Consider the following 13,438-nt stretch of genomic DNA (forward strand, 5'->3'; position numbering starts at 1 on the left):
GTTTAATCAAACTTAGAACTAATCAAACTTAGAACTAATCAAACTTAGAACTAATTGAGTGCGATAAATTAGTTATAGTGACTTGTCTTGTGGTAAATATGGTTTGGACAATTGAAGAAGCTCAACAAAAACTAAATGAACTAATTAATGCTGCCAGCCTTGAACCCCAAATGATTTATAATCAGGAGCAACCTATAGCAGCAATTGTAGAAGCTCAATTATTTCAGGAATTTCTTAACTGGCGTAATCTGCAAAAAAAATCTTCAATAGCTGATGCTTTTGCACAATTGCGTGAAATTTGTAGCGAAGAAAATTACACCTTAGAGATTCCTGAACGTCAAGATCGTTCAAATCCTTTTATTGATGACTGACAATATTCATGACTTTTCTCTGTGATACTAATATTATTAGTGAACTAGCACGTCCTAAACCTAATTCTGGAGTCCTGAGTTGGAGTGCAAAGGTCTCATCAATTAATTTGAGTGTTATCACAGTCGAAGAAATTTGCTATGGTTTAGCTGCTAAACCAAATCCAAGAATCGAACAATGGTTTGAGCAATTCCTGGGAAACTACTGTAGTATCGTTCCCATTACGGTAAATATTGCAAAATTATCTGGTAAATTATGAGGTGATTTAAGGAGTCAAGGAAAGCAACGCACGCAAGCAGATATTCTTATTGCTGCAACTGCTAAGACTCATAATCTCACACTGGTAACTCGTAATGTCCGTGATTTTGAAAGTTGTGATATAGATATCTTCAATCCTTTTACTTCCTAAAATCAAGAATTATAAGTAAGTAGGCAAGAAAAAAGTAAACTATCTAAAGAAATATAAGATAATCGTATTTGGCTCGTAGTAGCGCTTTAGCGCTATTACAAACAAGTTATGATTTTTCTTACTAACCTACTTAAATTGGGTTTATAGTAGCACTTCCACAGCCCAGCAATCCTATAAGACTTAAACCTAATAAAACTTAGAACATGATGTTTTTGGAGTCGAAAATTTTTGACTCCCCATTCCCTTCTAATAAAACCAAAAAAATGAACGAACAAAATTATCTTCCCCTTGCATATTTAAATGCTTGGGAATATTGTCCGCGTCGATTTTATCTGGAATATCAGTTAGGAGAAAATGCAGATAACGAACATATTATTCTTGGTCGCCACTTACACCGCAATATTAATAATGAAGGTACATATCTCGAAGGAGATACGATTATCTATCGTCAACAATGGGTATGGAGTAATCGCCTTTTCATTAACGGTATTATCGATGCGGTCGAACAACAAGATGACGAACTAATACCCCTTGAATACAAAAAGGGAAAAATGAACAATCATCTCAATGACCATTTTCAACTTTGTGGTGCGGCTTTATGTTTGGAAGAACGCACTGGTAAAACTATTACCAACGGCGAAATTTTCTATCACGCTAACCGTCGTCGTGAACGAGTTAAATTTACCACAACTCTACGTCAGGCTACTGAAGAGGCTATTCAAGCAGCCAAGGAAGCTTTGAAAAAACCGATTCCAAAACCTATCAACCATCCAAAAAAATGTCGGGACTGTAGTCTCAAAGGTATTTGTTTACCAAAAGAAGTTAAACAATTAAGTTATCAAGTCTAATAAGTTCTCAGGTCTAAATTATGTCCGTACTTTATGTAACTCAACCAGAAGCTGTTTTAAGTAAAACTCACGAAGCATTTAAAGTCGCACTCAAGCAATCTGATGGTAGTTGGAAAAAACATTCCGTACCCGCTCAAACTGTTGAAGAAGTTATTTTGATGGGTAACCCACAAGTCACCGGAGATGCTTTAGTTTATGCTTTAGAATTGGGAATGCCGGTTCATTACCTGTCTTATTTTGGTAAACACTTAGGCTCTACACTCCCTGCTTATTCCCGCAACGGTCAATTAAGACTGGCTCAATATGCTGCACATTGCGATCGCTCGCGCAAACTAGAAATCGCTCAAACTATTGTTACTGGGAAAATTCACAATCAACATAGTGTTCTTTACCGCTATGACCAAAAAGATAATCCCCTCAAAAATAGAAAAAAATTAGTTCCAGAACAAACCACTCTTGATGAAGTTAGAGGTGTTGAAGGTTTAGCCGCAAGAGAATATTTTGCTTGTTGGTCAGCAATACTACCCGACAAATGGTCATTTACCGGTAGAAATCGCCGACCACCTACGGACCCTATTAATGCTTTACTGGGTTTTGCTTATGGACTTTTACGAGTTCAAGTCACAGCAGCAGTGCACGTAGCAGGTTTGGATCCTTATATCGGTTGTTTACATGAAACGACTCGTGGTCAACCTGCAATGGTATTAGATTTGATGGAAGAATTCCGTCCCCTTGTTGCTGATAGTTTAATTTTTGCAGTTATCAAACATAAAGAAATCAAGCCGGATGATTTTACTGAAAGCTTGGGTGCATATCGTCTTTCTGATAAAGGACGTAAAAACTTTCTTCAAGCATGGGAACGCAAAATGAATGATGAATTTAAACACCCAAATTTTGGTTATCGATGTAATTACAGACGTGCGATTGAGTTGCAAGCACGTTTATTCAGTCGTCATTTGCAGGAAGGTCTTCCCTACAAACCATTTATACGCCGATGAAAAAGCTATTTTATTTAATTATTTACGATTTACCCGACACAAAGGCAGCTAATAAACGCCGTACGAGATTACACAAATTGCTTTCTGGTTATGGGAAATGGACTCAATATAGTGTTTTTGAGTGTTTTTTAACCAAGTTGCAGTTTACCAAACTTCAGGTGAAAATAGAGAAGTTGATTAAGCAGCAGGAAGATTCGGTACGAATATACGTATTAGATGCTTTTGCTGTACGTAATACGATCGCTTATGGATCGGAGCAGCCGAAACATAATGAAACAATCATTTTGTGACTTTCTGCTACACTTATTTTTGACGGGAGAAAGCGAGGTCGAAAACCCTGGTGCCCCGTCAAAACGTCAGAACCTTGACAATTCAATAGTTTCAGAGTTTTGCTGCGAGGTGTTTCATAGTTTTGCGATCGCTGTAATGGAGTTTTTAAATTCCCCCAGCAAAATCGGTTATGAAAATACCTTTATTATTAGGTTCTGGATGACGGAGTTTCTAATTACTTAATCCCGCTTGCGGGATTGAAACTTTACAGGATTCTCAAGCTATCTAAGCCTTCATTAGGTTTCTAATTACTTAATCCCGCTTGCGGGATTGAAACAAACTCTTCAAATATACCAATAATCTCACCTTGAGTTTCTAATTACTTAATCCCGCTTGCGGGATTGAAACATCGGTTTTTCAGGATACCTAGGATTAGATATTTACGTTTCTAATTACTTAATCCCGCTTGCGGGATTGAAACACTCTCTCCTGGCCATTCTTTCTCCGACGGTTTACCGTTTCTAATTACTTAATCCCGCTTGCGGGATTGAAACAACGGTTTAGTGATCGCCATATAAAGAAAGGCGGTAGTTTCTAATTACTTAATCCCGCTTGCGGGATTGAAACCGAGCAATGGCCTTTGCCCCCATACCAGCCCCAAGTTTCTAATTACTTAATCCCGCTTGCGGGATTGAAACTTCTGAGTTCCACGGCTCAGAAAATACGTAGTTAGGGTTTCTAATTACTTAATCCCGCTTGCGGGATTGAAACTGTATTGTTTATATCTTTAGACTTTATTGAAGTCCAGTTTCTAATTACTTAATCCCGCTTGCGGGATTGAAACCCGCCATTATTCGCTCGGTTGCCATTAACTGGGAGTTTCTAATTACTTAATCCTGGAAACAGGATTGAAATATCTCTCACCTGTTCCCCGTTCCCTGTTCCCCGTTCACCCTTAATAATACTCACTATCAATATTTCTAGAAGGTGGTGGTGTTGGAACCTTACCAGTATTACGAACATTAACAAGTCGATTAATCATATCAAACCAAAATGGTGCGCCCATAGAAATCGCAATACCACTAACTATCCAACCAACAAATATAAAACCCCAACGCAAAATTCTCTGCGGGAATAAATTTGGTCCACTAAAAGTCCAGCTAATAATTTTTTGAAATAAAGGAAGACCATCAGAATTATTATTTTGTCCTCCCTGTGCTCCTTGATAACTCATTAATGTCTTCACACCTGCTTGGGAGTTTGCTTCCGTTTCAGCTTCAGAACCCCAATCTAGTTGTCTTCGTAAATTTGTTTCTGTCCATCCCACAGGTAAAGAAATATCCGTTAATGCTGAGTCCGTTGATTCTTTGATATTTCTTAAATTAGCTTGCATTTGTTGTACTGTAATTCCAGTACCTGAATTATTTTGATTCAAAACATTACTAGCATTTTGAGTAACGGTCTGACGTAAAATAGAATCTTTTGATAACCTACTAACCATATGGAAAGTATCGGCATTAGCACCTAAAGCCAGTAATAGACCAATCAGTACCGCAACTCCTTTAGCATTACGCTTGTAGACACCGGATGCTCGATCCATAGATTTATCAAATGAACCTTCTAGATGTCTGCGCAATGAAACAATTCCCTCTTCTGTATCAATTACTTTTGTTCGAACTCCCCGAGCTAATGCTGTCAGATTATCAGATAGAGATGGAGGTAAATTTTGAATAAATCTTTCAATCTTTTGATGAGTAGCGTTATCTTTTCTCTTTAAAACTTTTGCGGCTTCTTGATAAATATCTGTACTAGTATCGACTAATTTTATTACTTCATTAATATTAGGTTTTAGTCCTGCCAATAAAATTGTTCTATCAAAATCGGAGAACATATCTTTATGCAGTGATTTTAAACGGAAAATTGCGATTTTTGATAGTTCGCCCTCACCTAAATTTAATTGTAAATTATCTATATATCGTTCTACACTAGTACCTAAATAACTAATTGTTCCATTTAAGGTTGCTTTTTTTTCTTCAAAGTTTAAGACGGCTCTTTCAAAATCTGCTTCTAACTGGATAAATTCTCGATTTGCGTTATTGAGAAAAACTTGAAATTCTTCGTCGAAACTATTTTCCTGACTTAACTTATCTAAAACTTGTTTAATTTCTGTTAAACGTTCTTTTGTGAATAATTCTAATCTCGATTCAACCAAATTTTGCACTAACTCAGGTAGATGTAAGGTATCGAGTAAACTAGAAGCAAAACTTCCACTAGGAATGTAAGAAGGCGCGCTACGTTGCTTTTCGCCAAAAAAAGTTTCGTTTTGACCCATTCCCGCTCTAGGTTTTTTGAACAAACGGTACAAACTTGCAAACAACCAAGTCAAACGCCGTGGTAAGGTAGCCATAAATCCTTTGGCTTCTTGATTTAAACTTTGAATTAATGGATTACTATAAATCTTGTTTGCAAGGTAAATTACTTTTGCTTCTTCCGAAGTGCGCGCGTCACCACCTAATAAAATTTCTATAGATTTTCTTAAATGTTGGGCTCTCCATTGAAATACTGTTGCAATCATTTCTTGAATTTCTGCAGCAAGTAAGCTCAAACTCAAGTAGATAAAGATTAATCCTAATGTGACATCAAAAATTAGGGGTAAATTCACCTTAGTAGCTCCTGTGGGGTATAGATATTTTTTGTTGCTATCGATTATGCAAACTTTCCAGGCAAAATATTTAGTAATAAGAATCTTCGGTAACAAATTTAATAAATATGAGGTAGTAATGTCAAAAAAGATAACTACTCATGGAAAATAATTAATTTCAAGCATCACTAATTTAAAAACTTGAATTTTATATAAAGATAAATTAAGAGTCTTAATGTATTTAAGTTTTCATTTCCAATTTAGATTTAATTTTAAGTTAAGTTTAAATTTAAATTTCAATTTAAAATTTATAAATTTATAAACTTAAAAATTATGAAGCATCAAACGAACATCAAATTAATTCAAACTTTTAGTTCTTTTGCAAATATTACACAGGTATAATGTTGGCTTTTGGGAAGATATAGCAGTCGCCATAATTTTTAGGACGTTTTCCGTTTTTCTGCTTCCCGCTCCCTGTTCCATTTAAACCAAAATATGATGTCCCAAATGAAGTGTCTGTTGCTATATAAAATTTTTCTCTGTCACCACCAACCCAATTTGGTCAAACGGAAGGGACTATGATTACCCTTACGGGACTATGGAATATATCGGTCGCCAAGCAAAATAACTTCTGAGATTATGCCAAAAAAAAGCTTTAGTTGGAGTGATGCAAAAATAACATATCCTGCAATTGCAAAACGAATTGATTTTGCATGGTTCCTAGTTTTACTATCCGCAGCAATATTAATTTTTACAATTGATTTAGGAAATTTACCACTAAGGGATTGGGATGAAGGTACTGTCGCACAGGTCGCTCGGGATATTTGGCGCGCTCCAACAGGCTCGATGCGTTGGCTTTATCCAACCATAGCAGGAGAGCCCTACCATAACAAACCACCTTTAATGCATTTGTTAATTGCGTGGACTTATTCTTTGGGTGGTGTAAATGAATGGACAACTCGTCTACCAGGCGCAATTTTAACAGCTTTTTCTGTACCTTTGCTTTATTCCATCGGGCGAGAAATATTCCGTCAGCGTTTGGTTTGTGTCTACAGCGCATTAATTTATCTGACGATGTTACCGGTAGTCCGTCACGGTCGTTTGGCGATGTTGGATGGAGCAGCATTATGCTTTTTTATGTTAATGATGCTGTGCTTATTAAAAGCGCGTCGCGATCTGCGTTATAGCTTGGGTGTAGGGATTGGATTTGGTTTAATTTGCTTGACAAAAGGAATGTTGGGTATCTTACTGGGAAGCATTGCGATTATTTTTATTTTTTGGGATACCCCTCGTCTACTTTTTAGCCCCTATATGTGGCTGGCAATTTTCATTGGTAGCGTACCTGTCATATCATGGTACGGGGCTCAGATATGGCACTATAGTGATATTTTCACCAACGAAGGTTTAGTACAACAATCCCTCAGTCGTATTTGGCAGCCAGTTGAGGGGAATAAAGGGCAACCCTGGTACTATCTATTAGAAATCTTAAAATATACTTTTCCGTGGCTGATTTTTTTCCCATCTAGTTTACGTTTTACCTGGGCTAATCGCAACTTAAGTTGGGCAAAACTAATCATTGTATGGTTTGGAGTTTATTTGATTACCATTTCTTTAATGAGTACTAAACTTCCATGGTATGTCTTTCCCATTTATCCCAGCATTGCTTTATCCTGCGGAGCCTTCTTGGTCTACTCAGAAAATCTACCTCTACTTACACCTTATCCCCGGAGTTGGTTTGCGACTTTAATTTTGATTGCTGTAATAGCCGCAGGTGGTAGTATTTATTTCGCCTTTAGTCTCACACCCGAAATAGATTTGGCAGTGATTTTTGTCACACTTACCATCACAATGATTTTGACTGCTATTTTGATGCAAAAAGGTGACAAACAGTTTCTTATAATTCTTTTATGGGGAACCTATATCTCTTTAATATTATTAATGACATCAAATCATTGGCTTTGGGAACTTAATGAAAGATATTCAGTCAAGCCTGTAGCTGCAATGATTCAAAGAGTTAATCCACCGACCAAAAAAATTTACACTTCCTTTCCAGAAAATCGCCCTTCTTTAAACTTTTATAGCGATCGCATCATTATTCCCACAGCAGAAAAAGGAAAATTGCAAAAACTTTTGAATATTTTGCAAACAGAAAAACATCCTTACTTACTTCTGGATAAACCGACCTTGCAAAACTTACCTCAAGAATCGATCAATGCGATCGGGGAAACTAATAATTGGATTTTAGTTACAAAAAACACTGAACAAAATAAAATATAGTTTATATGTAGCTTATGATTGGTATCTCCTATAATCTCCTAAGCCTTAAGTAACAAAGATTATAAGAGTAAAAATCTAGTAAAAATTTTCTATTTAGAAATGATGTATACCGCAACGTCAAAGTATTATTTGATATACTCTTACTGAAAACTGTGGAAGAGGCTATGAATCCCAGAGGGAAAAACTCGCTGGGATTTTTTTTGTTTTTCTACTCTTGCTTATCAGTATTTAATTCTTGCTGGGTAGTATTATTTACATCAGTGTGTTGTTGACTAGTAGCTAGTACTCCCAAAACAATAAAAATTCCCACCATAAAGGAAAGCAAAGGACGTTTAAGAAGAACAAAATCCCGTAAAATTCTCGCTATTGGTTGACTTTGGCGGCGCAGAGTTGATGAAATCATTATTCGCTTGAGCACAAACGGGTCTCGAACATAATTACCGCTCTTGCAAACTACTATTCGTTCTTGACAATACGGACAAGTATATAATCCTGTACAGCTTTTAATCGGCTTAGGAGCCGCATCTTTCTGACAAATCGGGCAAGTAAGATAATGATTATCAAATGTGTGCGTATTCATTTAATTAGTCAGCCTCGTCCACTTAATCGCTGTATAACAATATCTATATTGATGTTCCAAAAATGCAGATCTCGATCGATACTGGTCTTATTTATTGAATGCCTCATTTCATATCAACTGATATAGTCTGTCAAATCGAACCCATTTAGCATTAAAGTTTTACAATATTGCAAATACCACAGAACTTTTGGACATTACGTCAAGGAAGACGTCAATATTTTGCATACAGATGCATAGAAGTTCATCATATTTGCATGGTGTAAACCATTGGATATTAAAATCATCTTCCATAGCGTGGAGGCTCAGCATAGCAGTGCTGTACCTCCACCTTCCTTGCTCAAATCTGATAGAGTACTAGTCTTACGCTTGCATTTCAACTCACTATCGTTTAACAGCTGCAACACGAGTATAGCTAGATTTAATTGAAGATGACTCCGCATATCCAAAAGTTTTAAATTTGAAATCTTGAATTTGAAATCCTGAATTCGAAATATCCAAGTCAAAAATATGAACTTGGAATTGTGAACTTTAAAGCAATAACTTGAAATCGCGAACCTTACGAACTTGAAACTATCGATTTGACAGTGTGAACTTTAATTTTGCCCTTGGAATATTACAGCAGATTAAATGTGATTAGTACGACACAATTAAGCTTTGCTGCATCCAATCTCATTTCAAACTCCAAACAGATTCACTTCTTAGAGGCATAAGCCTCACTTAGAACTAACCCCAAAGATTTAATTTACTACTATTTAAGCATTATGCAGATAAAATTTTGGATAATCTATTAGGACAATCTATTAGTTTTATCAAAGTTTTGCATGTAGGAGTAATTCCTTACTTCTATCTAGGGGTTCCTTCAATCATCTCTCACGATCGCAAATAAGAGAGAATTTTTAAATTTTTTATTATTTTTATTTTGTTTGACTCGATCTGTTAGTAAAGTCATGGCTAGCTTTAGAGACAATAAATTCCCGAACTAAGTTTGTCTTCATTGTTCGAGTTTAATTATTTTACTCAAAACCTGTTAAAGAATGCCATCGAGTTTATTAGTTTAAATTACACTACTGCTTTTTCTTTTCAATTTAAATGTGTAACATCTTACATATAATAAAATTAATCTTAAAATATACAACTTAGCTGGTTTTTATTAATAGCTGATACACAAATATTTTCCTATAAGGAGTCCAAGGAAGGTATTCAGTTTTGAATAAATCTTAACTTCATTGAAATTTACGCGTATTTTTACTGATAAATTTAAGTCATAAAAGAAAATAAAAAATACTATTTTATCCCCAAAAAAGACCAAACGATTAAAGAAATATTATTAAATAGCAATGTAGTAGGCTGGCAATTAAATAGAATTTAAAAGAGCTGCCTCAACGATCGTAATTTGTTGGGCAACTCTTATGAATATGTACGACATCAAAAGCAGAGATACATTACTCCATAGCACAGGGCATCTTTGCTTAAGAATGTCACTTTTTTTTCAGATATCAATTGTACTGCTGAACTGCTAGCAAAATCATGTAATATGGTCTGTTTTGAGTTAAAAATGACTAATTTGGTCAAAAGTAAAACACAGATGCAATGGTATTTTTTCTTGAGCCTAAACAAATCATTTATAGTTAATTTACTGGCTATCTACAGAAAACAAGAAACAGCAAGCTGTACATAAAGGTAGATATTAGATATTAGGTATTAGGCAATAGCCAACAGACAAAAAGTCTATTGACCATCGATTTATAACTAATGACTAATAACAGAATCGCATTTAGCGTAATGTACCGTAGGTATTGCTTGGCGTTAGCCATTAAATAATAAATATTTTATGCTGTAGCTTCCATTGCTTCGCCAACTTCGCTATCATCTGAGTCCACTTGTCTCAAACGAATGTGTTTTTTACCTAGGGTGATTATAAATTCATCTCCAGGTTTGAGATTCATTTGTTTTGTATAAGCCGAACCTATTAATAAATTGCCATTAGACTGAACGCTAATTCTATAGCTAGCACTACGTCCCCCACGTCCATTAGCGCCAGCAGAAGTATCTAATTGAATACCTTCAGCATCAATTAGAGCATTTAAGAATTTCATCATATTGACGCGTTCTATACCATTTTTAGTAACGGTATAGTAGCCACACTCTTTAGCTTTTTCTTCTTTACTTAGGTTTTCTAGTTCTTTGACTTTCTTGAGAAGTTCTTCACCAACTAGAGGTTCAATCTTTTTCTGTTTAGCCATCAACTTAGGTCGAAAATGAATTGTTTAACCGGTGGAATCGATTTTATTTTAGCTGACATTTTGCTTTGCGGGAACAATATCCTTTAACTTTTTATATCAGCTTAGCCAAGTATATTACATTCATCGATGTAAATGTTGCATAATTATTAATATTCACCTTAAAAATCTATTTTATATGCTCTCAATCACAATAAATATATATAGTTTGTAAATTACTAGCGGATTGTTATTGTTTAAGATTCCTAAAGTAACTGATTATAGCTAACTCGCATATATTTAATAGTTAAGAGATTATGAATGGTTTTTATATGCTTATTCCAAACTAATAGTAGTAATTGACATAAAGAAAAACAAAGCTTGCCCCAATGAAACTTACCACTAAAGGACACTACAGTGTCAAAGCATTGTTAGATTTAAGCTTGCAGCCAGATAATCGTCTAGTATCTACTAGAGAAATTGCTAAACGACAAGATATTCCTGCTCCATATCTGGAAAAATTATTAATAGAAATGCGTCGTGCGGGTTTAGTTAAATCTATTCGTGGAGCCCATGGTGGATATCAATTAGCACGACAACCAGCAAAAATATCATTGGGGGAAATTTTAGAAGCGGTGGGTGAAACCGTAGAACCTCTACCTAATCATCAAGCTTCTCCCGGACAACCGGAAGATTGGGTAACATTTAGTCTTTGGCAAAGATTGCATGAAAAACTCAAAGAAGCTCTATATAGTATTACCCTTGCTGACCTTTATTACGATGCTCGTAGTTGGCAAGCTTCCCTGGGTGAAGAAGCTAGTTTTGTGGTTTAGTTATTTGTAATTTGTCATTAGTCATTCATCACTATTGATTATGAGATGACAATAAAAAACTATCTTCGTAGCTTCTGCTAGGAAGGTAGATAAAACCAAGGGCAAAATACAAATGACTTCTATTCCTGTTTTAATTTTTGCTGCTAGCTTAGATTACTTAATTGGCGATCCCGAAAGTTGGCTACACCCAGTACAAGTTATCGGATGGCTAATTTCCTACTTGACTAAATTTTCCTTAAAAATATCTTGCGATCGCTCTGCAATCCAGCGTTTATTAGGAAGTATCCTTGGCATTATTATTATTTTCGGTAGTGGTATTATTTCCTGGTTAGTAATTGAAACTGCAGCTTCAATACATCTACTTTTAGGAATAACTTTACAAATTATTCTCCTTGCTAGTTGTTTTGCTCTTAAAAGTTTAAGAGCTGCTTGTGATAATGTTGTTCAACCTTTAATAATTGGAAACATTTCTCAAGCTCGCTCAAACTTGAGCAAGTATGTTGGTAGGGACACAGACAATCTTAGTGAATCAGAAATTTTACGTGCCGTCTTAGAAACAGTAACAGAAAATGCTACCGATGGAGTAATGGCTCCGTTATTTTATGCAATTATTGGTTGTTTTGTACCATTTATCGGTCCAGTTCCTTTTGCTGTAGCATATAAAGCCAGCAGTACCCTGGATTCAATGGTGGGTTATCGGGAAGCCCCATATACTCATATCGGATGGTTCAGTGCCCGTTTGGAAGATTATCTCACCTGGATTCCTTGTCGGTTAACGGTAATCACCTTAGCTTTACTTTCACGCAAGCCTCAAAGGGTCTGGCAAATTTGTTGTCAAGATGCAGTTAAAGACCCCAGCCCTAACTCGGGTTGGAGTGAGTGTGCTTATGCTGCGATTTTAGGGGTGCAAATGGGTGGGACAAATTGGTACCGTGGTGTAGCCAAGCATAAACCACTTTTAGGAAAATCAATTTATCCAATCACGACTGATTCTTTGGCTCAAGCTCTACAAATTACTCGTTTTTGCTTTTTGCTTTGGTTGGGGGGAGGGACATCTCTACTCTTTTTTGCTCTAGGTAAGTAATGATTAAAGTAAAAACTAGGAGTTACTGATTTTACTAAGAAAGAAAAACTCAGAATAAATAGCTTATACCAGCAATAAAGGAAGATATCGGCTTCTTAAAGCCATTAGGAATATAATATGGTATCTCCGGTAAATTACAGATGAGAAATAGGATTACATTACGCTGTTCCTAATCTCTTCCAATTAAGGGAAGACGAACCTAAAGCTGTAATAGGAGAATTAGGGGTAATTGAGCATAATTCATATAAATTTAAACTCATTTTTATATTCCAACCCACTTTGCTTTGATTCCCAATTTGAAAATCTGTATAATTAATGACTCAGTGGTATCGGCCTATGGATACGTCAGTTAAAGTTGTAGAAATTCTTTCCGCCGAAGAAGTTCGTCGTACCCTAACACGTTTAGCGTCTGAAGTTGTAGAAAGAACGCGCGATCTATCGCAACTTGTATTGCTTGGTATTCACTCTAGAGGCGTTCCCCTGGCGCGAGCTTTAGCAAGAAATATAGAGGTGCTTGAAGGAGTTGCACCCTATGTTGGAGCGATAGATATTACTTTTTATCGGGATGACCTTGACAAAATTAGTTTGCGAACACCAGCAAAAACTAATATTCCCATCGATTTGACAGGGAAAACGGTTCTGCTGGTAGACGATGTAATTTTCAAAGGTAGAACAGCCCGAGCAGCCTTAAATGCAGTTAATGAATATGGTAGACCGGAAACGATTAGATTAGCAGTTTTGGTAGACCGGGGTCATCGAGAAGTTCCAATTCATCCGGACTTTATTGGCAAACAACTACCCACAGCAAAAGAAGAAATCGTCAAAGTTTACTTGCAAGATTACGATGGACGCGATGCTGTAGAGTTGATGGAAGATTGAATTAAATTCAGTTAACAGTTGATGGTTAGTG

General features: G+C 36.0%; 12 protein-coding genes and 1 CRISPR repeat array. Of the genes, 9 read left to right on the forward strand and 3 right to left on the reverse strand.

Annotated features, from left to right (window positions below; translation table 11 throughout):
* The first annotated feature begins 98 nt into the window (after nt 1–98).
* The 5 genes from BC008_RS19360 (at nt 99) to cas2 (ending at nt 2,914) form a co-directional block, all read left to right on the forward strand.
* Nucleotides 99–371, forward strand: coding sequence for a hypothetical protein (locus BC008_RS19360; protein WP_027843930.1), 273 nt, complete (start codon nt 99–101; stop codon nt 369–371).
* An 8-nt stretch (nt 372–379) separates the two neighbouring features.
* Nucleotides 380–628, forward strand: coding sequence for a PIN domain-containing protein (locus BC008_RS47550; RefSeq protein WP_058183763.1), 249 nt, complete (start codon nt 380–382; stop codon nt 626–628).
* 413 nt (nt 629–1,041) lie between these two features.
* Nucleotides 1,042–1,626, forward strand: coding sequence for a CRISPR-associated protein Cas4 (gene cas4 / locus BC008_RS19370; protein ID WP_027843929.1), 585 nt, complete (start codon nt 1,042–1,044; stop codon nt 1,624–1,626).
* A 20-nt stretch (nt 1,627–1,646) separates the two neighbouring features.
* Complete coding sequence (gene cas1d, locus BC008_RS19375) at nt 1,647–2,624, forward strand: type I-D CRISPR-associated endonuclease Cas1d (protein WP_027843928.1); 978 nt, start codon at nt 1,647–1,649, stop codon at nt 2,622–2,624.
* Nucleotides 2,621–2,914, forward strand: coding sequence for a CRISPR-associated endonuclease Cas2 (gene cas2, locus BC008_RS19380; protein WP_027843927.1), 294 nt, complete (start codon nt 2,621–2,623; stop codon nt 2,912–2,914). The genes cas1d and cas2 overlap by 4 nt, the downstream gene beginning before the upstream one ends.
* 207 nt (nt 2,915–3,121) lie before the next feature.
* Nucleotides 3,122–3,809: a CRISPR direct-repeat array (repeat unit 37 nt; unit sequence GTTTCTAATTACTTAATCCCGCTTGCGGGATTGAAAC).
* 40 nt (nt 3,810–3,849) lie between these two features.
* Here the strand turns inward: cas2 and BC008_RS50605 are convergent.
* On the reverse strand, nt 3,850–5,556 hold the full coding sequence (locus BC008_RS50605) for a hypothetical protein (protein WP_027843925.1): 1,707 nt from the start codon (nt 5,554–5,556) through the stop codon (nt 3,850–3,852).
* Nucleotides 5,557–6,174: 618 nt separating this feature from the next.
* Here BC008_RS50605 and BC008_RS19390 point away from each other — a divergent pair.
* Complete coding sequence (locus BC008_RS19390; protein WP_027843924.1) at nt 6,175–7,812, forward strand: ArnT family glycosyltransferase; 1,638 nt, start codon at nt 6,175–6,177, stop codon at nt 7,810–7,812.
* 208 nt (nt 7,813–8,020) lie between these two features.
* Here BC008_RS19390 and BC008_RS19395 read toward each other — a convergent pair whose 3' ends face one another.
* Together BC008_RS19395 and BC008_RS19400 are read right to left on the reverse strand one after the other, a co-directional pair.
* Nucleotides 8,021–8,392 (reverse strand): hypothetical protein, encoded by a 372-nt coding sequence (locus BC008_RS19395; protein ID WP_058183764.1) that lies wholly within the window; start codon nt 8,390–8,392, stop codon nt 8,021–8,023.
* A 1,829-nt stretch (nt 8,393–10,221) separates the two neighbouring features.
* Entirely contained in the window at nt 10,222–10,635 is a 414-nt protein-coding gene (locus BC008_RS19400; RefSeq protein ID WP_027843923.1) for an AbrB family transcriptional regulator, read from the reverse strand.
* 365 nt (nt 10,636–11,000) lie between these two features.
* Here BC008_RS19400 and BC008_RS19405 point away from each other — a divergent pair, with 365 nt between their 5' ends.
* From BC008_RS19405 to pyrR, 3 genes are all read left to right on the forward strand, one after another.
* On the forward strand, nt 11,001–11,444 hold the full coding sequence (locus BC008_RS19405) for an Rrf2 family transcriptional regulator (RefSeq protein WP_027843922.1): 444 nt from the start codon (nt 11,001–11,003) through the stop codon (nt 11,442–11,444).
* 112 nt (nt 11,445–11,556) lie between these two features.
* On the forward strand, nt 11,557–12,528 hold the full coding sequence (gene cbiB, locus BC008_RS19410) for an adenosylcobinamide-phosphate synthase CbiB (protein WP_027843921.1): 972 nt from the start codon (nt 11,557–11,559) through the stop codon (nt 12,526–12,528).
* Nucleotides 12,529–12,864: 336 nt separating this feature from the next.
* A complete protein-coding gene (gene pyrR / locus BC008_RS19415) occupies nt 12,865–13,407 on the forward strand; it encodes a bifunctional pyr operon transcriptional regulator/uracil phosphoribosyltransferase PyrR (RefSeq protein WP_027843920.1) in 543 nt (180 codons plus the stop codon).
* Nucleotides 13,408–13,438: the final 31 nt, after the last annotated feature.

It is taken from the genome of Mastigocoleus testarum BC008 (genome assembly GCF_001456025.1).
In the GTDB taxonomy this organism is placed as follows: Bacteria; Cyanobacteriota; Cyanobacteriia; order Cyanobacteriales; family Nostocaceae; genus Mastigocoleus; species Mastigocoleus testarum.